This is a genomic window from Streptomyces sp. NPDC006450, assembly GCF_040612195.1.
In the GTDB taxonomy this organism is placed as follows: domain Bacteria; phylum Actinomycetota; class Actinomycetes; order Streptomycetales; family Streptomycetaceae; genus Streptomyces.
Map to the genome: position 1 here is coordinate 80661 of NZ_JBEXPT010000009.1, position 19067 is coordinate 99727.

General features: G+C 72.1%; 20 protein-coding genes. 10 read left to right on the forward strand and 10 right to left on the reverse strand.

Going from position 1 to position 19067, the window contains the following annotated elements:
- Nucleotides 1-21 precede the first annotated feature (21 nt).
- The 4 genes from ABZY57_RS06130 (at nucleotide 22) to ABZY57_RS06145 (ending at nucleotide 3793) form a co-directional block, all read left to right on the forward strand.
- Nucleotides 22-1374 carry an MFS transporter gene (locus ABZY57_RS06130; protein WP_356508621.1) on the forward strand — a complete coding sequence of 451 codons (1353 nt, stop codon included), beginning with the start codon at nucleotides 22-24 and terminating at the stop codon, nucleotides 1372-1374.
- Between the two features lie 99 nt (nucleotides 1375-1473).
- Nucleotides 1474-2061: a TetR/AcrR family transcriptional regulator gene (locus tag ABZY57_RS06135; protein ID WP_356508623.1), complete on the forward strand. Its 588-nt coding sequence runs from the start codon at nucleotides 1474-1476 to the stop codon at nucleotides 2059-2061.
- Nucleotides 2058-2438, forward strand: a complete 381-nt coding sequence (locus tag ABZY57_RS06140) for a hypothetical protein (protein WP_356508625.1) — start codon at nucleotides 2058-2060, stop codon at nucleotides 2436-2438. Before ABZY57_RS06135 ends, ABZY57_RS06140 begins: the two co-directional genes overlap by 4 nt.
- 356 nt (nucleotides 2439-2794) lie before the next feature.
- Nucleotides 2795-3793: an endonuclease/exonuclease/phosphatase family protein gene (locus ABZY57_RS06145; RefSeq protein ID WP_356508627.1), complete on the forward strand. Its 999-nt coding sequence runs from the start codon at nucleotides 2795-2797 to the stop codon at nucleotides 3791-3793.
- Between the two features lie 118 nt (nucleotides 3794-3911).
- Here ABZY57_RS06145 and ABZY57_RS06150 read toward each other — a convergent pair whose 3' ends face one another.
- A complete protein-coding gene (locus ABZY57_RS06150) occupies nucleotides 3912-4775 on the reverse strand; it encodes an ABC transporter permease (RefSeq protein WP_356508629.1) in 864 nt (287 codons plus the stop codon).
- Nucleotides 4772-5692 (reverse strand): ABC transporter ATP-binding protein, encoded by a 921-nt coding sequence (locus ABZY57_RS06155; RefSeq protein WP_356508631.1) that lies wholly within the window; start codon nucleotides 5690-5692, stop codon nucleotides 4772-4774. Before ABZY57_RS06155 ends, ABZY57_RS06150 begins: the two co-directional genes overlap by 4 nt.
- Nucleotides 5693-5826: 134 nt before the next feature.
- Here ABZY57_RS06155 and ABZY57_RS06160 point away from each other — a divergent pair, with 134 nt between their 5' ends.
- Both ABZY57_RS06160 and ABZY57_RS06165 read left to right on the forward strand, forming a co-directional pair.
- Nucleotides 5827-6996 (forward strand): histidine kinase, encoded by a 1170-nt coding sequence (locus ABZY57_RS06160; RefSeq protein ID WP_356508633.1) that lies wholly within the window; start codon nucleotides 5827-5829, stop codon nucleotides 6994-6996.
- Nucleotides 6993-7679 carry a response regulator transcription factor gene (locus ABZY57_RS06165; RefSeq protein ID WP_356508635.1) on the forward strand — a complete coding sequence of 229 codons (687 nt, stop codon included), beginning with the start codon at nucleotides 6993-6995 and terminating at the stop codon, nucleotides 7677-7679. The genes ABZY57_RS06160 and ABZY57_RS06165 overlap by 4 nt, the downstream gene beginning before the upstream one ends.
- Nucleotides 7680-7689: 10 nt before the next feature.
- Here ABZY57_RS06165 and ABZY57_RS06170 read toward each other — a convergent pair whose 3' ends face one another.
- From ABZY57_RS06170 to ABZY57_RS06185, 4 genes are all read right to left on the reverse strand, one after another.
- The gene (locus ABZY57_RS06170; protein ID WP_356508637.1) at nucleotides 7690-8541 is read right to left on the reverse strand and encodes a PRD domain-containing protein; all 852 of its coding nucleotides are present in this window, start codon (nucleotides 8539-8541) and stop codon (nucleotides 7690-7692) included.
- A 148-nt stretch (nucleotides 8542-8689) separates the two neighbouring features.
- Complete coding sequence (locus ABZY57_RS06175) at nucleotides 8690-10837, reverse strand: glucose PTS transporter subunit IIA (protein ID WP_356508639.1); 2148 nt, start codon at nucleotides 10835-10837, stop codon at nucleotides 8690-8692.
- 216 nt (nucleotides 10838-11053) lie between these two features.
- Entirely contained in the window at nucleotides 11054-11734 is a 681-nt protein-coding gene (locus ABZY57_RS06180; RefSeq protein WP_356508641.1) for a class I SAM-dependent methyltransferase, read from the reverse strand.
- A 45-nt stretch (nucleotides 11735-11779) separates the two neighbouring features.
- Nucleotides 11780-12763 (reverse strand): helix-turn-helix domain-containing protein, encoded by a 984-nt coding sequence (locus tag ABZY57_RS06185; protein ID WP_356508643.1) that lies wholly within the window; start codon nucleotides 12761-12763, stop codon nucleotides 11780-11782.
- Between the two features lie 198 nt (nucleotides 12764-12961).
- Here ABZY57_RS06185 and ABZY57_RS06190 point away from each other — a divergent pair, with 198 nt between their 5' ends.
- Together ABZY57_RS06190 and ABZY57_RS06195 are read left to right on the forward strand one after the other, a co-directional pair.
- Nucleotides 12962-13336 carry a PadR family transcriptional regulator gene (locus ABZY57_RS06190; protein ID WP_356508645.1) on the forward strand — a complete coding sequence of 125 codons (375 nt, stop codon included), beginning with the start codon at nucleotides 12962-12964 and terminating at the stop codon, nucleotides 13334-13336.
- Entirely contained in the window at nucleotides 13333-13932 is a 600-nt protein-coding gene (locus tag ABZY57_RS06195) for a hypothetical protein (RefSeq protein ID WP_356508647.1), read from the forward strand. The genes ABZY57_RS06190 and ABZY57_RS06195 overlap by 4 nt, the downstream gene beginning before the upstream one ends.
- Before the next feature lie 25 nt (nucleotides 13933-13957).
- On the opposite strand, the gene ABZY57_RS06200 is transcribed toward ABZY57_RS06195, so the two are convergent.
- Both ABZY57_RS06200 and ABZY57_RS06205 read right to left on the reverse strand, forming a co-directional pair.
- Nucleotides 13958-14746 carry a sulfite exporter TauE/SafE family protein gene (locus tag ABZY57_RS06200; RefSeq protein WP_356508649.1) on the reverse strand — a complete coding sequence of 263 codons (789 nt, stop codon included), beginning with the start codon at nucleotides 14744-14746 and terminating at the stop codon, nucleotides 13958-13960.
- A gap of 6 nt (nucleotides 14747-14752) precedes the next feature.
- The gene (locus ABZY57_RS06205) at nucleotides 14753-15145 is read right to left on the reverse strand and encodes a TOBE domain-containing protein (protein ID WP_356508651.1); all 393 of its coding nucleotides are present in this window, start codon (nucleotides 15143-15145) and stop codon (nucleotides 14753-14755) included.
- Between the two features lie 306 nt (nucleotides 15146-15451).
- On the opposite strand from ABZY57_RS06205, the gene ABZY57_RS06210 reads away from it, so the two are divergent.
- Both ABZY57_RS06210 and ABZY57_RS06215 read left to right on the forward strand, forming a co-directional pair.
- On the forward strand, nucleotides 15452-15655 hold the full coding sequence (locus ABZY57_RS06210; protein WP_243336897.1) for a cold-shock protein: 204 nt from the start codon (nucleotides 15452-15454) through the stop codon (nucleotides 15653-15655).
- A gap of 114 nt (nucleotides 15656-15769) precedes the next feature.
- Complete coding sequence (locus ABZY57_RS06215) at nucleotides 15770-16558, forward strand: GNAT family N-acetyltransferase (protein WP_356508653.1); 789 nt, start codon at nucleotides 15770-15772, stop codon at nucleotides 16556-16558.
- Between the two features lie 116 nt (nucleotides 16559-16674).
- On the opposite strand, the gene ABZY57_RS06220 is transcribed toward ABZY57_RS06215, so the two are convergent.
- Both ABZY57_RS06220 and ABZY57_RS06225 read right to left on the reverse strand, forming a co-directional pair.
- A complete protein-coding gene (locus ABZY57_RS06220; protein ID WP_356508655.1) occupies nucleotides 16675-17946 on the reverse strand; it encodes an ABC transporter substrate-binding protein in 1272 nt (423 codons plus the stop codon).
- Nucleotides 17943-19037, reverse strand: a complete 1095-nt coding sequence (locus tag ABZY57_RS06225) for a branched-chain amino acid ABC transporter permease (RefSeq protein ID WP_356508677.1) — start codon at nucleotides 19035-19037, stop codon at nucleotides 17943-17945. Before ABZY57_RS06225 ends, ABZY57_RS06220 begins: the two co-directional genes overlap by 4 nt.
- Nucleotides 19038-19067: the final 30 nt, after the last annotated feature.

Below are 19067 nucleotides of genomic sequence, written 5' to 3' on the forward strand. Positions count from 1 at the left end.
GGTCCAGTCCAGCATCGTCCTGTGACCACCGCAGAGACGCACACACAGGCCCAGACCGAGGCGCAAACCCAGCTCCGGACCGTCCGGAGCGACGCACCAGCCGCCCGGCCCCCCTTGTGGGACCGGCAGTTCACGCTCTACTTCGCCGCCCGCGCGGTGTCCCTGGTCGGCGACGCGATGATGCCGGTGGCCGCCGCGCTCGCGGTGGGCCCGCTGTACGGGATCTCCGGAGTCGGCCTCGTCCTCGGCACCTGGACCGGGACGTTCGTCCTCCTCGTCCTGTTCGGCGGGGTGTTCGCCGACCGGATCGGCGCGCGCCGGATGATGGTCGGCGCAGACCTCGTCCGGGTGCTTACCCAGGGGGTACTGGCTGCCGCGTTCTTCGCCGGGAGGCCGCCGTTCTGGCTGCTGGTGACGATGGCGGCGCTGGCCGGTGCCGCCGTCGCGATGTTCCAGCCGGGGGTGAACGGGATGGTCCCGCTGGTCGCCCGGGAACCGCAGCGCGCCAACGCCACGCTCAAAGTCGCCGACGCGCTCGCCCAACTGCTCGGCCCTGCCTTGGCGGGGCTGCTGATCGTGCTGACCGGTGCCGGGACCGTGTACGCGATCGACGCGGGCACCTTCGTCCTCAGCGCTCTGTGCCTGGGGCTCATCCGCCTCGCCCCCGTGAGCACGTCCAAGGGAGCTCCGGCCGACGGGGACTCCGCCGCCACCCGGGGGAGTTCGCTCCGCCGTGACTTGCGCCAGGGCTGGCAGGAGTTCCGCTCCCGCACCTGGATGTGGGCGGTGATCCTGATCTGGGTTGCCTACGGCGTGCTGCTCTTCGGCCCGCTGGTGCCGCTGAGCTCGGCGCTGATCGGAGGCAGGCTCGGCCCGAATGCCTACGGCCTGTCGGTCTCCTTCCTCGGTGTCGGAACGGTGCTCGGCGGCTTGCTGGCACTGCGACTGCGCCCGGCCCGACCGCTGGCCGCCGGCGCGATGGCCATGGTGCTGTTCGCCGGGGTGCCGCTCTGCGTGGCGTGGGGCGCCGGGCTTCCGGTGCTGCTGGCGTGCCACGTCCTCGGAGGTGGCGCCTGGGCGTTCTGGTCGGTGATGTGGGCGACCAGCGTGCAGACGCACACGCCGCAGGCGGTTCTCAACCGGGTCACCGCGTACGAGCTGGCCGGCTCGGTGTCCGGAATCGCGCTGGGTCAGATCCTGGCGGGGCCGGCCACGGAGCTGGCGTCCCCGGAGAGGCTGCTGCTGGTCTCGGGGGGTACCTGCCTGGCGGGCTGCGTGGCACTGCTCTCGATCCCGGCGATCCGCACCCTGCGCCGCGCCACCCCCACGGACAGCGGCATTCCGACGGCGCCTGTCGGTCCGGACGGAGGATGACCGGCCGGCACGTCGGCGGTCTCGCTCCGCACCCACGCCCGGATCCAGTCGGTGCCGGCCCCTTGTTTACCTTACGGGACGACCCGTAAGGTAAATGCCATGAGTTCCTCTCCGCCCTCCAGAGGGCGTCCCAGGGATCCCCGGTCGCACGAGGCGATCATCGGCGCGACGGCAGATCTGGTGGTCGAGGTCGGCTACGCCGCGACGTCGATCGGGGCGGTGGCCGCGCGGGCCGGTGTCGGCAAGGACACGATCTACCGGCGGTGGCCGGGCAAGCCGGAGTTGGTCTTCGAGGCCGTCTTCACGACCACCGATGACGCTCCGCCCCCGGACACCGGAACCCTGGCCGGGGACCTGACCGTGCTGCTGCAGGGCCTGGTCGACGAGTTCAGCGCGCCTGCCGCCGCGGGGGCACTCCCGGGGCTGCTCGCCGACTTCGCCGCCGATCCGGAACTGAAGGCGCGCATCCGCGGCGACTTCCTGGCCCCGTCCAAGGAACGACTGCTGATCGTCTTCGAACGCGCCGTGGCGCGCGGGGAGATCGCGGCCGCGACGCCGGTCGACCTGGTCCTGGACACGTTGGCAGGAGCCGTGTTCTTCCACGTAGGGCTGGTCGGGGAACTCCCCGACCAGCAGTTGGCCGCACGCCTGGCCGCTGTCGTGGCCAAGGGAATCGAGGTCCGATGAACAACTGGTTTCTCGCGGCGGGCATCACCGCTGTCGGCGTGGCCGCGGTGCACGTCATCGGCGGGGGCCGCGATGTGGTGCGCCCGCTGCTCGCCTCCGGGCTCGCGGACGAGCCCAAGCGTGTCCTGCACGCCGTCTGGCACATGGTGAGCGTCGACCTGGCGCTCTCCGGACTCGCCCTGCTGTACCTCTCCCAGGCGGACGGTACGCCGGGGACCGGCCTGGTGGCGTGGTTCGTGGCCGCGCACTTCGTCGCGTACGCGGCAGCCTTCCTGGTGGTCACCCTGTCCGTGGGCTGGCCCAGGCCACTGCTCCGCCTGCCGCAGTGGATCCTGCTCCTGCCCGTCGCGATGCTGGCAGCGGCGGGTGCCGCGTAGCCCGTCCCCGGAACCGCTGCCCGACGCGTTACCGGACCCGACCCGGGCATCTCTTCCCGCGCTCCCCCGCCCTCCGGCGGGCCCCCTCCGCGGGGTCCGCCAGAGCCCGTTCGGGCCAGGTGACTCCGGCGCGTCCGGGTGCACCGTAGGCCGCCCGGCCCACAGCGGGATCGCCGCACGCCGGCCGGCATCCTAGATTTCGGCGCGTATGCGGGGATTCGCCCGCTTCGACCGAAAGGGCTGTCCGGATGGCTCGCCGTTGGTTCACTTCCGCCCTGTGCGCGCTCGCACTCCTCGCACCGGGGTCACTCGGCGCGGCCTCGGCCGCCGAAGGTGGCGGGGCTTCTCTTCGGGTCATGACCCGCAACCTCTACCTCGGCGCCGACCTCGCGCCCGTTCTCGCCGCCACCAGCCCCCAGGGGCTCGTCGCCGCGGCGACCGCGGTGTGGGCGAACGTCCAGGCGACAAACTTCCCCGAGCGAGCCGAAGCGCTGGCCGACGAGATCGCCGCAAGCGATCCGCACGTGGTGGGTGTCCAGGAAGCCGTGCTGTGGCGCAGCCAGACGCCTGCCGGACCGGGCAGCGCCACTCACGTCGAGTACGACTTCCTGCAGATCCTTCTCGATGAGCTCTCCGCCCGGGGCAAGCACTACGCGGCCGTGGCCGCCATCACCGTCGGCAGCGACTTCGAGGCCCCGCGCTCCACGCCCAGCGGTTTGCAGGACATCCGCCTCACCGACCGCGACGTGCTCCTGGCCCGCACCGACCTGCCGGCACGCACCTTCTCCGTGGCCAACCCGCAGTCCGCCCGGTTCCAGAGCCACCTGCCCATCTGCCGCCCCGTGCTGGGCTGCCCGCCCCAACCGGCCCTGCGGGTCGAGCGGGGCTGGGTCGCGGCCGACGCCACGCTGCGCGGCCGCACCGCCCGCGTGGTGAGCACCCATCTCGAGCCCTCCGCCCCCGCCGTCCAGGAGGCGCAGGCCGGCGAACTGCTCGCGGGCCCGCTGAACACCACGCTCCCCACCGTGCTGCTCGGCGACCTCAACTCGGCCGCCGGCGGAGTCGGGGCGACACCGGGGAGCGACACCCAGAGCTACAACCGCCTCCTGGCCGCCGGATTCACCGACGCCTGGACGGCCGTCCGGCCCCGCGACCCCGGATTCACCTGCTGCCAGGCCTCCGACCTGCGCAACCCCACCTCCTCCCTCACGCGGCGCATCGACTACGTGCTCCTCCGCGGCAAGGTCACGGCGCTGACGGCCCACCGGGTGGGCCACGCCCGGGCCGACCGCACCCCGTCAGGACTGTGGCCCTCCGACCACGCCGGCGTCAGGAGCGTGCTCCGACTGCGTTGAGGAACGGCGCGCCCGGACGTGGGCCTGCCGCCGGGCTTCGCCGGGCGCGGAGCCGTCCTGAGCCGTCCTGAGCTGTCCTGAGCTGTCCTGAGCTGTCCTGAGCCGTCATCAGACATCCTCAGACGTCCCGGCGCCGTACGACCGAGACGGCGACGATCACCGAGACGAGCGCCCAGACCGCGAGCGCGATCCAGGAGCCGGTGATCGTGCCCGGGTGGGCGCCCAGACTGGTGGAGGCGTCCGGGTTCAGGGCCAGCCGTGCCTGGGCGGCGAGCGGGAGGTGGTTGCCGATCTCCTTCAAGGGCCGGTACCTGTCGCCGCCGAAGAGCAGGGGCAGGATGAAGAGGATCCCCACGACGGCGACGATCGAGGCCGTCGCGTGGCGCAGGACGGCTCCGAAGGCCATCCCGACGAGTGCGCAGACCGGGATGACCAGGGCGTAGGACGCCACGGCCCGCAGGCAGCCGGGGTCGTGGATCGAGAGCCCGACGTGGCGGGATGCCAGCATCGCGTTGGTGGTGAAGAAGGAGGCCGTGGAGACGGTCGCACCGAGGGCGAGCGTGATCACCGCGACCAGGGACACCTTGGCCGTGATCACCGCTCGCCGGTCGGGGACGGCCGCGAACGTGGTGCGGATCATTCCGGTGGCGTACTCGCCGAAGACCGTGATGGCGCCGAAAGCGCCCGCCGCCAGTGCCAGGAGATCGGACGCGACACTGCTCAGGCCGTGGAACAACGGGTCGTAGGTGTAGGGAGGTTCGCCGGGGAGCAGCGGGCGCGGCTGGTCGATGTACGGGAAGTCGGAGTGGACGGCGTTCACGTTGATCGCGATCGCGGCCACGGCGCTGAGGACGAGTACCCAGTAGGTCGACCTGAGCGAGCGCATCTTGATCCACTCGGCTGCGAGCAGGTCGGCGAACCCTGCCGCGTGTTCGGCCGCCCGCGCGGACGGCCCTGTGCCGGACCGGGTCGGCGTGCTCATCGGGTTTCTCCCGCCGGGTATTCGACGCTGTCGGCGGTGAGGGACATGAAGGCCGACTCCAGGGACGAGGTGGGGGTGGCCAGTTCGTGGAGCACGATGCGGTGCCGGTGGGCGAGGTCGCCGATCCGGGCCGCCGTCAGGCCGGTGACGCGGACGGCCGGACCGTTCTCCCGGTGCACCGACGCGCCCTCGGCGACGAGTACGGCCTCCAGGGCAGCCAGAGCCGTCGGGTCGGGGGTCTGGACGGTCACGCCCCGGGATGCGTGACGCGCCGAGAACTCCGCCAGGCTCGCGTCGGCGATCAGCCGGCCCCGGCCGATGACGATGATCCGGTCGGCGGTGTGCTCCATCTCCGCCATCATGTGGCTGGAGACGAAGACGGTACGGCCCTCGGCCGCCAGCCGCCGGAACAGCCCGCGCACCCACAGCACGCCCTCGGGGTCGAGGCCGTTCAGGGGCTCGTCGAAGAGCAGCACCGGCGGATCGCCGAGCAGGGCGCCCGCGATGCCGAGGCGCTGCTTCATCCCGAGGGAGAACCCGCCGACCCGGCGGCCCGCCGCCTTCGTCAGGCCGACTTCCCTCAGGACCTCGTCCACGCGGCGCAGGGGGATGCGGTTGCCGCGGGCCAGGGCGGACAGGTGCGCCCGCGCGCTCCGTCCGCCGTGCACGTCCTGGGCGTCCAGCAGCGCGCCCACGTGGCGCAGTCCGCGCGGGCGGTGCGAGAAGGGGACCCCGTCCACGGTGACGGTCCCGCCGGTCGGCGTGTTGAGGCCCAGGATCATCCGCAGGGTGGTGGACTTCCCCGCGCCGTTGGGGCCGAGGAATCCCGTCACCCGGCCCGGTTCCACGGTGAAGCTCAGGTCATCGACGGCGAGGGTGTCGCCGTACCGCTTGGTCAGTCGAGTCGATTCGATCACGAGGTCCACGCTGCCGGTGCGGGTACGGTCCCCGCGTCGGCCGGTGGTTCACACCGCGGCGCCTTGCCGGTAGCCCGGAGGATGAGGTCCGTGGGCCGATGTCCCGGCAGAACGGGCCAGGTTACGATCGGCCGATGACCGCTCCTCCTCGTCCGCCCCTGCTCAGACGCGTGCCACCGGGTGCGTGGGTGGGCGCCTTCTGGGTGACCCTCATCCTGGTGCGCACGCTGCAACGGCCGGACGAGCTGCGGCACTTGGTCCAGTACAACGGCAACATGGAGGATGCGCCGCTCCTGGTCACCGCCGTCGTCACGACCCTGGGTGCGCTGCTGCTGTTCCGCGCGCCCCTGGCGGCCGTGGCCATCGCGCTCGCGGGCTCCGTGTTCTCGCTCGGGATGGCGGTGCGCGAGACGACCTTCGTCCTGTTCCTGCTGGCCGACGCGGCCGTCGGCTACACCGCCGCGACCCGCTCACGGCGGGTCTCGGCGACCGCCGCCCTGCTCTGTGCCGCCACCCTGGCGGGCTATGCGGCCTGGCAGCTGGCCCGTGGCAACTTCTTCAACCCCTCGGCGCCGGCCGGGCTCGCATCGACCGTCGTCATCGCCTGGCTGATCGGCAACACGATCCGTCAGGACCGGGCGCACGCGGAGACGGTACGCGCCCAGGCCACGCGGCAGGCGGTCACCGCGGAGCGGCTGCGGATCGCCCGGGAACTGCACGACATGGTCGCCCACAACATCGGCATCATCACCATCCAGGCCGGCGTGGGGAGCCGGGTCATGGACACCCAGCCCGCCGAGACGCGCAAGGCGCTCGACGCCATCGAGGCCACCGGCCGGGAGACACTCGCCGGTCTGCGACGCATGCTCGGCGCGCTGCGCAAGGGCGAGGAGGAGTCCGCGCCGCTGGAGCCGGCCCCCGGCCTTGCCGCCCTCGGCCAACTGGTCGGGCGGAGCGCGGCCGCCGGTGTCCGGGTCGAGGTCCGCCGGAGGGGGGAGGGTCGCGAACTGCCCCCGGACGTGGACCTCGCGGCCTTCCGCATCGTCCAGGAGGCGGTCACGAACGTGGTGCGCCACTCCGGAACCCGGGACTGCACCGTGACGGTCGACCACCGCGGTGACGAGCTGGCCGTCGACGTCGTCGACCTCGGCCGCGGGGGCGGCGTGGGGGGTTCCGGCTACGGCATCGTCGGCATGCGGGAGCGAGTCGGCCTGCTGCACGGAGAGTTCAGCGCCGGGCCGCTCCCGGGCGGCGGCTTCCGCGTGGCGGCCCTGCTGCCGGTACCCGGGGAGGCGGGCCGGTGATCCGCGTCGTGCTGATCGACGACCAGCCGCTGATCCGTACGGGGCTGCGCGTCCTCATCGCCGACACCCCCGACCTGAAGGTGGTCGGGGAGGCCGGGAACGGCGACGACGCCGTGGAGCTGGTGGCGCGGTTGCGGCCGGACGTGGCCATCATGGACATCCGGATGCCCGGCACGGACGGGATCGAGGCCACCCGCCGGATCGACGCGGATCCGCGGTCGACGACCCGCGTCCTGGTCCTCACCACCTTCGACGACGACGAGTACGTCTACGGTGCGCTCCGCGCCGGCGCGAGCGGCTTCCTCGTCAAGGACATGCCGCTCGAGTCCATCCTCGACGGCGTCCGGGTCGTCGCCGCCGGGGACGCCCTCATCGCGCCGAGCGTCACGCGCCGCCTCATCGAGGAGTTCGCGGCGCGGCCCGACCCCTCCCCCGGTGTCCGGCCGGGCGGCGGCCCGGGAGCCCGCCGGGTGGTCGTCGACGGCATCACGGACCGGGAGCGCGAGGTACTGACCCTCGTCGGCCGCGGCCTGTCCAACGCGGAGATCGCCGGGGAGCTCACCATCAGCGTGGCCACCGCGAAGGCCCACCTCGCGCGCCTCTTCACCAAACTCGACGCGCGCGACCGGGTCCAGCTCGTGATACTCGCCTACGAATTCGGCCTCGTCGCGCCCCCGAGGTGAGGTGAACCGCCTATGCGGCGGTGCCGTCCGGCTCGGTGGTCATGCGGGCCACGTGGAGTGCCAGGTAGGAGACCTCGTCCTCGCTCAGGCGCTCGCCCAGACGCAGCTCGACGATCGTGGCCAACTGCTGCGCGGTGCGGGTCGCCTCCGGGTAGTGCCGGCGGATGCCCTCGCCGATCGTGGACTCGTGTCCCTTCAGCTGCCGGTGCTGCTGGATGCGCACGAAGAGGTAGCGCACGTGGGTGATGAACCGCGCCGCGCTCATGGACTCCTGCGAGACGGACAGCCCGTACCGCTCCCGCACGACGGCGAGCATCTGCTGGATGACCCCGGTCATCGTGTACGTGAAGGACAGGTCGCCCGTGGCGAAGCCCGCGTTGACCAGGTGCAACGCGAGCGCGATCGCCTCGGAGTCCTCCAGCCGCGGGTCCACGCGCTCGTTGATCGCATCCAGCAGGCGCTGCGCCCGGGCGTACTCGGATGCGTACAGGGCCTGGACCTCCGCGCGCAGCGGGTACTCGATGACGATGCCGCGCGCGGCCCGGTCCAGCGCACCGGCCACGTGGTCGGCGACGGCGATGGCGAGGGTGGGCCGGGTGGACTCGCGCCCCTCGATGCCCGCTTCGTCGAGGGCGATCACGACGGCCCGCAGGACCTCCTCGTCGATGAGGGAGAGGACCTCGCTCAGGTGGTCGGGATCACGGCCGTCCGCCGGTACGAAGACGCGCACGATCAGCGCGGGGTCGACGGGCTTGCCCTGGCGGGAGCCGAAGCCGATGCCGCGCCCGGTGAGGATGACCTCCTGGCCCTTGTCGTCGCGCGCGAGGACCACGTTGTTATTGAGGACACGCAGCGCCTTCAACGTCTGCTCTCCTTCTCGTTCGCGGTCCGGTTCTGCCCAATGATCCCGCATTGTCTGCCCCCCTTACGCCACCCTCTCCCCCGAACCGGTACGACGCGGGCACGCACCCACGAGGTGGCGCGCGCCCGCGTCGTACCGGTGGCGGTCGTCAGCGCCGTACGGTCACCACGGGGGTACCGGCGGCGACGGTCTGCCCGGTGTGCGGCTCGACCGAGCCGAGGTCGGCGGTGTTGGTGACGGTCATGAGCGTGACGGTCGGGTGCTCCGCCGCGCGCACGGCGTCGAGGTCGACCTCGACGAGCAGGTCGCCGACGGAGACCTGCCGGCCGGACTCGACGCGGACGTCGAAGCCCTCTCCCCCCATCTTCACCGTGTCGATGCCGATGTGGATCAGCACCTCGACGCCGTCCGCGGTACGGATGCCGAAGGCGTGGCCGGTGGCGGCGACGATGACCAGCTCTCCGTCGACCGGGGCGACGACGCGGCCGTCGGCCGGCTCGATGCCCACGCCTTCGCCGAGCGCACGGGAGGCGAAGACGGGGTCCCCGACCTCGTCGAGGCCGACCACACGGCCCGCGACGGGCGCGGCGAGCTCGATGCCCCTGGCGGGGGTGGGAGCGGGGGCACCGGCCGCGGCAGCGGATGCGGAGCCGGTGGCGGCGGTGGAGGCACCCGCGGCGGCGGTGGAGGCACCCGCGGCGGCCGTGGTGGCGCCCGCCGTGGTGGCGGCGCCGACGGCGACGAGCTCGCGGTCGTCGGCTGCCGCGGCCTCCCCACGGGAGACGGCCTCCGCGGCGTCGCGCTCGGCGTTGGCCTGGACGCGGTCCTCCGGGGTACGGAAGTCGGAGAAGTACACGAGCGCCATCGAGACGAAGAACGCGGCCGTGATCGCGATGCCGTAGGTGGCCATCGGAGAGAAGACGGGGATGGTCAGCAGCGAGGTGAAGGCGAAGGCCTTGGTGTCCACGCCGCCCAGGACGCCCACGATCACACCGCCCACGAGGCAGCCCACGAGCATGCGCGGATAGATCCGCTTGAAGCGCAGGTGGATGCCGTAGAGGGACGGCTCGGAGATGCCGCCGAGCAGACCCGCGGCCAGGGCGCCGGTGGCGGTCTGGCGCATCTCCTTCTCCCGGTGGCGGAGCGAGAGCAGCAGGACACCGGCGGTGGCGCCGAAGCAGGCGAAGTTCCAGGCGCCCATGGGGCCCTGGATGAAGTCGTAGCCGAGGGTGTTGATGTTCACCAGCATGAGCGCGTTCAGCGGCCAGTGCAGGCCCAGCGGCACCAGGAACGGGTACAGCAGCGGGATGAGGATCGCGAAGACGATCGGGGCGTTGCCGTTCAGCCAGGACAGGCCTTCGCCGAGGCCGTTGCCGGCCCAGACGCCCAGCGGGCCGATGAGGAAGGCGGTGATCGGGATCATGATCAGCATGCTGAAGAACGGCACGAAGACCAGGTGCACGGCCTCGGGGAAGACGCGCTGCAGGCCCTTGTAGACCAGGGCGAGCAGGGCGACCATCAGCAGCGGCACGAAGACCTGGCCGCCGTAGTCGTTCAGCTGCATCGGCAGTCCGAAGACGTGCGCCACGCACTCCTGGGTTCCCAGGGTGCCGTTGGTCGTGCAGGTGATGCCGGGGATGCCGGACTTCGGGTCGAGCATGCCCGTGAAGTTCGGGGTCATCACCGCGGCCATCACCGCGGCGCCCACCCAGGGGTCGATCTTCAGCTTCTTGGCCGCGTTGTAGGCGACCATGATCGGCAGGAAGTACAGCACCGAGCGCCACATGGCGTCGACGAACACCCAGGTGGCGGACTTGTCCGCGGCGCGGAAGTCGACGAAGCCGAGGGCGTCGAGGACGGAGGCGATCGCGATGATGAGCGAGGAGCCCAGCAGGACGCCCATGAGCGGGCGGAAGGAGTCGGACAGGTACTCGAAGAAGTTGTCGACCCAGGCGTAGCGGCCGCGGCTCTTGGCCCGCATCGCGGCCTTGACGTCGGCGTCGGACTTCGGGCCGGGCGTGCCCGCGCCGCTCATCGAGGGCAGGTTCATGATCTCGGAGTAGACGCGTGCGACGGCTCCGCCGATCACGATCTGCAGGCGGTCACCGGACTGCGGCACGGTGGCCATGACGCCGTCGAGGGCATCGAGCGCGGCCGCGTCGGCCTTCGCCCCGTCGTGGAGCTGGAAGCGCAGCCTCGTCGCGCAGTGCGTGAGGCTCTCGATGTTCTCGGCTCCGCCGACGCCGCGGAGGATCTGCTCCGCGAGCGTGCCGGGTCCGGCTACGGGTGTGTTCATGATGCGTCCTTGCATCCTGGGGCTCTTGCCATCCTGCTTCGGTCCGCGATCTCTCCCGCCCGGATTCCGGGCAACAAAAAAGGCCCGGGTCGCGCACACGGCGCTACCCAGGCCTTGCCTCCCCTCGAGCGGCACACCGCCTCGGCGTCGCGTGGCGACGAAGGTGGCGTCCTCGGGGAGTAACAATCCTGCGATCGGGATCGATCAGACAAAACCTTAACACCGGGAAGTGCGTGCGATGGACGGCGCCGCCGTGGTGCGATGCGCGGCAGGCCGGCGGGCCAGCAAGTGGGCGTCGAGGAAGCCGCGTTCGGAGGCCGGGTCGTGGAGCAGCCGGGCGACCGTGACGAGTCCGGCTCCGGTCAGCAATGCGGCGAGCCGGTCCGCCGGCCAGCTGTAGGCGGGCGCCACCTTGTGGTCGAAGCGGACCGGGTCCCGTCCGTCGGTCCCGAAGAACGAGACCAGGAGCAGGCCCCCGGGTGCCAGGACGCGGACCTGCTCGGCGAGCAGCGCGGGCAGCTCCCCGGGCGGCGTGTGGATCATCGAGTAGTGGGCCAGGACGCCGCCGAGCGCGCCGTCCTCGACGGGGAGGGCCTCCATGCGCGCCTCGTCGAACCGCAGCGCCGGATGGGCCCGGCGGGCGTGGTCGACCATGGCCGGGGAGAGGTCGAGCCCGAAGGCGTCCAGTCCCAGGTCGTGCAGCATGGCCGTCAGGTGACCGGGGCCGCACCCCACGTCGGCCGCCCGCGGGTTCCCCGTGCCTCGCACCAGCTCGGCGAAGGTGGTGATCATGGCTCGCGCGAAGGGCTGCGTTTCCAGCCGGTCGGCGAACATCGACGCGTACAGCTCGACGATGCCGTCGTAGGCCGCCCTGGTCTCGTCCTGGTGATCCGCCACGGTGAGGAAGCTAACATCCGCGCAAGGCGACCCGCCCCGTGGGGCCTACCCCTCCGGGGCCTGCCCCGGGGCGGCCGGGGACGACGCCCGGTGTTCGGTAGGGGTGATTCCGTAGGTTTCGCGGAATGCCCGGCTGAACGCGGTGGCGCTGGAGAATCCCCAGCGGGCCGCGATCACTTGAACGGGCCGGCCGCTCAGATCCCCTCGTGCGAGGTCGGCGTGGGCCCGCTCCAGCCGGCTTTCGCGGATGCGTGCCGCGATGGTCAGGTCCTGGCCGGCGAAGAGGGCGTGCAGGGCGCGCAGGGACATGTTGTGCCGGTCTGCGATCGCCTGGGGGGTCAGTCCCGGGTCGCCGAGGTTGTTCTCGATGAAGCGGTGGATCCGCTGCAGGGTCTCGCGGGTGCGCGCCTCGGCAGGCGCCTCGCCGGGGTCGCCCAGCTGCTGCGCGAGGCACGCGGTGGCCAGGTCGAGGGCAATGGACCCCAACTCGCGCAGTTCCTCGGGGCGGCAGCGCGGGCCGTGGGTGAGCAGCGTGCGCAGGAAGTCGGCAAGGATCGCACTCGGCCCCGTGTCCGCGGCCAGGTTCCGTGCGAGGAGGCTGTCCACCCGGTTCGGGCGCAGCGCCAGGGCCGGGCGGGGGATCTGCAGCACGATCGCCTCTATCTGCCCGCCCGCGACGGCCCCTTCGCTGGGTCGTGACGTGTCCGTGAGCACGAGTCCCCCGGCGACCACGGAATCGCGGCCCCGCTGGGAGATGGTGAAGCGTCCCTGCGTCACGAGTGCCAGCTGGAAGTGCTCGGGATCGCCCCGCCGGATGTGGGCCGAGGTGCGGCGCGAGAGCACCGGTGAGCACGCCAGGGAGGACAGCCGCACCGCTCCGAGATCCAGGTCCGTGATCTTCGCGCGGAAGTCGGCCGTGTGCGGGGTGGTGAGCATGACCGGCATCAGATCGGTGGACACCGTCTCGCAGAACCAGTCGAACCTGTCCTCGCGCGCCTCGACGGCTTCCGACGCCACCAGCGAACCCATGCGCTCACCCACACCCTTTGACCTGGCAGTGAACCAGTCCTTCACCGGTTGTCCCACCACCGCGCTTCCCCCCGTCACGCGATCAAGTATCGGTCACGCGAATCCGGCGAGGTCACGGGCCCGTGCCCGGTCACGGACCCGTGCCCGGATTCCGCCCCCCCTAGCCAGCTGGTTGCCTCACCAGGTATCTTGCATCGCATGGAACCAGGTGATTCGACCAAGCAGGCCCGGGCAGCCGCCCAGCTGCGCAAGGGGGTCCTGGAGTACTGCGTACTCGCCCTGATGCGGGACCGCCCCCGCTACGGCGTGGAGCTCCTCCACGCCCTGGAGGACTCCGGCACCCTGGCCACCAGCCAGGGCACGGTCTACCCGCTGCTCTCCCGGCTGCGCCGCGACGACCTGGTCACCACCACCTGGCAGGAGTCCGCTTCCGGACCGCCCCGTCGCTACTACGCCCTCACCGACAGCGGCCGTGCCGCGCTCGACGAGTTCACCCGCGTCTGGCCCGGATTCCGCGACGCCGTCGACGCCTTCCTCGCCACCCCGCACCACTCCACCGGAGATCCCGCATGAAGACCTCGGCCGACCCCGTACGCGACTACCTCTGCGCCGTGGAGCGCGAGGCCTCCGCACTGCCCGCCGACCGTCGCCGGGAACTCCTCGCCGACCTCTCCGAACACATCGAGGTGACGCGCGCCGAACGTCCGCACGTCACGATCGGCGAGGTCCTGGCGGAGCTGGGGGACCCCCGGACGATCGCGGCGACGGCACTGGCCGAGGCGGGCGACGGGGTCGCCGGTCCCCCGGCCCGGAGCGGCGCCGGGGCACCCGTCCGGCGGGGCAAGGTGCACCCCCTGGTCCCGCTCCTGATGCTCACCGTCCCCTTCCTCGTCGCCGCGGTCCTCCCCTACAGCGCCGTCACGGGGTTCCTGAGCACCCTGTTCCGCGTCATCGGCGCGGTGCTCCTCTGCACCTCGGTGCACTGGACCCCTGCCCAGAAGACGACCGGCGTCGTGCTCGCCGCGGTCCTGCCGACGCTCGCCATCGGCATCTGGAAGTTGCTCGTCGCCGCACCGGCGAGCGACACCGCGGCCAACCTGGCCAACCTTGCGACGTTCGTCCTGCTGGCCGGCACGACGGCATGGCTCTGGCGGATCCGTCGCGCCTGAGGCGCCGCTGCGCGTACGGGGGGCCTCAGGCGAGGGACTGCGCGGCGTAGAGGGTGCCGACGGCGGTGGCCAGGGTGCCCAGGAGGAGCCGGAGGGCCGTCTCGGGGAGGTGGGGCTGGAGGCGGGCACCGAAGTAGCCGCCGATGAGTCCGCCCGCGCCGCAGGCCAGGCCGAGGAACCAGTCCGGCGCGATGCTGCCCGGCCCGGAGAGCGCCAGCAGGGCGTACGTGGCGGCGCCGACCACGGAGGTGGCGAAGGTGGAGGCCAGGGCCGCCGGGGCGACCTGGGCGACGGGCATGCCGCGGCCGACGAGGACGGGGCCGAGGAGGGAGCCGCCGCCGATGCCGTAGATCCCGCCGACCACGCCGACGGTCAGGGCCAGGCCGGTCACGGCGCGCGGCGACAGCGCGTCACGGGCCCGTCCGGACCGCCGGGACGGCAGGAGCGTGCGGATGACCAGCCACAGTCCGAGCGGGAGCAGGAAAGCGGCCACCAGGGCCTTGAAGACGACCGGACCCGGAATCGCGAACACCCGGATGACCGCGCCGATGACCACGCCGGGCAGGGTTCCGAGGACCAGCCGGCGTACCAGTGGCCCGTGCAGGGTGCCCGTGCGGTGGTGGCGCAGGAGCGCGCCGGGGCCGGCGACGACGTTGTAGAGCAGGTTGGTCGGTGTGACCGCCGGGCTCGGGACCGCGAACACGCTGAGCTGTACGGGCAGCAGGAACACCGCCCCGGAGACGCCGACCGGTGCGGTGACCACCGCGATGACCAGGCCGGTGGCCAGTCCGGCCAGGCCAGCTCCCCATTCCAAAGCCGTTCAGCCGCGTTCGACGTGCACGCTGGTCGACTTCACCCGGGCGGTGACCGTCACGCCCGGTTCCAGGCCGAGTTCCTCGACTGCCTCCCGGGTCAGCAGCGACACCACCCGGTGCGGCCCCGCCTGGACCTCCACCTGCGCCGAGACGCCCCCCAGCTTGATCGCGGTCACGATCCCCGGGAACGCGTTGCGCGCCGAGGAGTACGGGGTGCCCTCGCCATCGGCGCCCTCGTGGGCGACCTCCACGCAGAACGCGGCGAGATCCGGCCCCTCCACGATCCGCCGGTTGCCCTGCCGGTGGGTCGGGAAGCGGTCCGCGTCCGCCCATCGGCGCACCGTGTCAACGCTCACACCCAGCAGCTCGGCGGCCTGCCCCATCGTGTACGACTCCATGGGGGCCACCCTAGAGGCAGCGGGTCGTGGGCAGGCCGGCCGCCCTCGGGCCCGCGCCCCGGCGGGCTCGCCGGGCGGGGTGCGAACACCGCCGTGGGGCGGGTCCCTCCTCCCGGGGAGGGACCCGATGCCGGGGCAAACCGATCATCGGTTTGCCCTCCTCGGGCAAGTGGGTAGATCATGCCTCGTGATCGGCAGTCGTGTGTCCGAAGTACCGCTTCACCAAGCGTCGGAGGACCAGGGCAGGCAACCCACACCCAAGGGTCCTCACAAGCGAGGGCCCTCGTCCCCGACAGGGAGCAGCAAATGGCCACCGGAACTGTGAAGTGGTTCAACTCGGAAAAGGGCTTCGGCTTCATCGAGCAGGACGGCGGCGGCCCCGACGTCTTCGCCCACTACTCCAACATCAACGCCCAGGGCTTCCGTGAGCTCCAGGAGGGCCAGAAGGTCGAGTTCCAGGTCACCCAGGGCCAGAAGGGCCCGCAGGCCGAGGACATCCGTCCCCTCTGAGCCGCAGCATCCTGACGCCCCGCGCCGTTTCGGTGCGGGGCGTCACTGCGTCCGCCGCCCGTGGCCACACACCTCGGCGTCAAGTTGGTGCGGGTCCCGCCGTACTCTGTGCGGGTGATCCTGCACAGCCTTCACGACAGATCGGACCTGGCCGCCCGCTTCGCACGGGATCCGGCCATGAATCTGATGGAGCTCGGCGACCTCGACGACCTGCCGTGGCCCCACACCAGCTGGTACACCGTTACCGAGGACGGGCCGGTGGCGCTCCTCTACGCGGTCGGTGACGTCCCGACGCTGCTGGGGTTCACCCGCCCGGAGCAAGCGGCCGCCCTGGAGGAACTGGCCGAGGCGCTGCTGCCCGTACTCCCCCGGCGCTTCCTCGGGCATCTGACCGGAAACGCCGCGAAGGCACTGGAATCCGCGTACGCCGTGGAGTCGCGCAGCACCCTGCTCCGGATGGCGCTGACCGAGCCCGAACTGGCCGACCGTCATCCCGCCGGACCGTGGCGGCCCGCTCCGCTGAGCCGGGACGACCTCCCGGAACTGCTCGAACTGTTCGAACAGGCGTACCCGGGCAACTGGTTCGACCACCGCATGCTCGACACCGGCCAGTACCTCGGCGCCCGCCAGGACGGGCAACTGGTCGCCGTGGCGGGCGTCCACGTCCACTCGGCCCCGTACCGGGTCGCCGCGCTCGGGAACGTCACCACGCACCCGCGGGTCCGCGGACAGGGCGCCGGTGGCGCCTGCGTCGCCGCGCTGTGCCGGCGGCTGGCCAGGACCGTGGACCACATCGGACTGAACGTCCGTGCGGACAACGCCACCGCCGTCCGCCTCTACCGCCGGCTCGGCTTCAGCGAGGTCACGGAATTCACGGAGGCGGCCTTCACGGCCCGCCCGTAGGGAAGTGGCGGGCCGCGGCCCTTCGACCCGCGTGGTCCCGCAGAAGTCCCCGGCCACCGGGAACGGCGCCGCCCCGACGCTGGTCGGGGCGGCGCCGGCCCTTCCGTGTCAGGTGCTCAGGAGGCGGGCGTGAACTTCGTCGCGGCGGGCGCCGCGGTGGCCTCCTTGACCACCTTCATGCCTCCCGGGACCGTCGCGTCGGGCTTCATGATCACGCTCTGCCGGGTGGAGGGGGCCTTCGGATCCGAGAAGTCGTGCGTGATGCCGAAGCCGTTGTCGTAGGACTTCAGGCTCAGCAGCGCCGCCCGGATGCCCTCGCGGGTCAGGTCCTTGTCGGCGCAGGCCTTCTTCAGGACCTCCCCGAACAGAGTGCCGGCGGTGAAGCCCGCCACCACGCCGTTGTCCAGGCCCGCGTCCGGGTACTCCGCCTTGTACGCGGCGGCCAGGGCGGCCGGGCCCGCCTCGGTCGAGCCGATCGGCAGGGCCGAGGAGGCGACGTAGTAGTCCTTCTGCAGGGCCGCGCCCGCCGGGGTGGCCAGGAGCTGCGGTGCGAAGGCCGAGTTGTTGCCGACGATCGGGACGCCCCAGCCGCCCGCGGCGGCGACTCCGACGAGCGAGGCGGCCTGGCGGGGGCCGGCGCTGATGACCACGGCCTTGACCCCGGCCTGCTTGAGCGCGGCGACCTGGGCCGTCATGTCGTTGTCGGTCGGCTTGATCTTCTGTTCGACGACGGTCAGCCCGGCCTCCGCGGCGATGGCCTTGGCCCCGGTCAGCGCGTTCTCGCCGTAGTCGCCCTCGAAGTAGACGTGCCCGATCTTGTCGCCCGAGGCGATCCGCTTCTGGTCGAGGAGGAAGCCGACGGCGTTGATGGTCTCGACGTCGTACGTCGCGCCCACCGTACGGATGTACGGGCTGCCGAGCAGTGAGGCGGACCAGGCCTGGGGGATGACCAGCCCCTTGTCCTGGCCGTCGATCCGCTGCTTGACGGCGGAGACGAACGGGGAGCCGATGAACTGGGCGAAGCCCAGCACCGAGGGTTCCAGCTCCGTGTAGGCGGCGAGGGCCTTCTGCGGGTCGTAGCCGTGGTCGCGGACCGTCAGCTCGATGGTGCGGCCGCAGATGCCGCCCGCCGCGTTGGTCTGCTTCACCCACAGCTGCTGGGCCTGGGTGACGCTCTTGCCGAGGGAGGCGTAGACGCCGGTCATGTCGGTGAGCGCGCCGAGCTTGATGGTCTTGTCGCTCACCCCTGCTCCGGCCTTGACCCCGCCCGCGGCGGGCTTGTCGCCCTCGGTGCCCGCGGCGGGCTTGGCCTTGCCACTGCACCCGGCGGCGCCGGTCAGGACGAGTGCGGCTGCCAGGACCGCGGCAGCGTGCCTTCTTCTGTTCACGTTCGCTCCTTCGGGGGTGTGGTGCGGGTGCGGGTCCGGACGATCCGGGTGATGCCGGTGAGACCACCGGGCAGGAACAGGACGGCCACGACGACGGCCGCTCCGTACAGGTAGCGGGAGGCCTCGCCCGGCGAGACGCCGCCCGTTCCGGGTGCGGAGACCAGCGGGAGGGCGTCGCTGTAGCGGGTGAGGAGTTGGGGCAGGAGGGAGACGAAGACGGCGCCCACGACGGCGCCCGAGACGGTGCCGAGGCCACCGATCACGATCATGGCGAGGTACTCCAGGGACAGCACCATGCCGAAGTAGTCGGGCACGGTGCGCTGGAAGACCAGGGCGAGCAGGACGCCGGCGAGACCCGCGTACATGGACGACAGGACGAACACCGCGGCCCGGTACCGGGCGACCGGCACTCCCATCACCCCTGCGGCGATGCTGTGGTCGCGCAGGGCGTTCATGGCCCGGCCGGGCCGGCCCCGCAGGACGCCGCGCGCGAACAGGGCGCCGGCCAGGAGGGCGGCGAGGCCCACGTACCAGAGCTTCTCGGCGGACTGGAAGGGGACGGCCGCGATGACGGACTCGGTGTCGTCGAAGGTGAACCCGAAGAGGGACAGCGGCTCCACGGCCCGGCCGTTGAACCCGCCGGTGACACTGGTGGCGTTGAACAGCACGTGCTGGCCGATGAAGATCAGCGCGAGCGTGGCGATGCCGAGGTACGCGCCGCGCAGGCGGCCCGCGATGGGGCTGAAGAGGCCGCCCACCGCCCCGGCGAGGGCGACGGCCAGGACCGCGGCGAGCCAGCTGGGCAGGCCGAGACCGACCAGCGTGTGACTGCCCACCGTGCTGCCGTCCCCGGCGAGCGCGCAGTACCCGTAGGCGCCGACGGCGAGGAAGAAGGCGTGTCCCATCGACAGCTGTCCGGTGGCTCCGGTGAGCAGGTTGAGGCCGATGGCCCCGATGGCGGCGGCGATGGCGAACAGCCCGGCCTGCAGCCAGAACCGGTCGAGGTAGAACGGCAGCGCGAGGAGCACCAGGCCGGCGGCCGCCGCTGCCGCGTTCCGTGCGCCGGGCAGCCGCGGCCGGGTGGCAGCCACCGGGGCGGCGGCCTCGGGTTGCAGCACGGG

Excerpts from the sequence above, each read along its gene's own strand:
- ABZY57_RS06195 (WP_356508647.1), top strand. The coding sequence starts at position 13,333 with ATGAAGACCTCGGCCGACCCCGTACGCGACTACCTCTGCGCCGTGGAG.
- ABZY57_RS06205 (WP_356508651.1), bottom strand. The coding sequence starts at position 15,145 with ATGGAGTCGTACACGATGGGGCAGGCCGCCGAGCTGCTGGGTGTGAGC.
- ABZY57_RS06175 (WP_356508639.1), bottom strand. The coding sequence starts at position 10,837 with ATGAACACACCCGTAGCCGGACCCGGCACGCTCGCGGAGCAGATCCTC.
- ABZY57_RS06160 (WP_356508633.1), top strand. The coding sequence starts at position 5,827 with ATGACCGCTCCTCCTCGTCCGCCCCTGCTCAGACGCGTGCCACCGGGT.
- ABZY57_RS06135 (WP_356508623.1), top strand. The coding sequence starts at position 1,474 with ATGAGTTCCTCTCCGCCCTCCAGAGGGCGTCCCAGGGATCCCCGGTCG.
- ABZY57_RS06190 (WP_356508645.1), top strand. The coding sequence starts at position 12,962 with ATGGAACCAGGTGATTCGACCAAGCAGGCCCGGGCAGCCGCCCAGCTG.
- ABZY57_RS06150 (WP_356508629.1), bottom strand. The coding sequence starts at position 4,775 with ATGAGCACGCCGACCCGGTCCGGCACAGGGCCGTCCGCGCGGGCGGCC.
- ABZY57_RS06185 (WP_356508643.1), bottom strand. The coding sequence starts at position 12,763 with ATGGGTTCGCTGGTGGCGTCGGAAGCCGTCGAGGCGCGCGAGGACAGG.
- ABZY57_RS06145 (WP_356508627.1), top strand. The coding sequence starts at position 2,795 with ATGACCCGCAACCTCTACCTCGGCGCCGACCTCGCGCCCGTTCTCGCC.
- ABZY57_RS06140 (WP_356508625.1), top strand. The coding sequence starts at position 2,058 with ATGAACAACTGGTTTCTCGCGGCGGGCATCACCGCTGTCGGCGTGGCC.
- ABZY57_RS06210 (WP_243336897.1), top strand. The coding sequence starts at position 15,452 with ATGGCCACCGGAACTGTGAAGTGGTTCAACTCGGAAAAGGGCTTCGGC.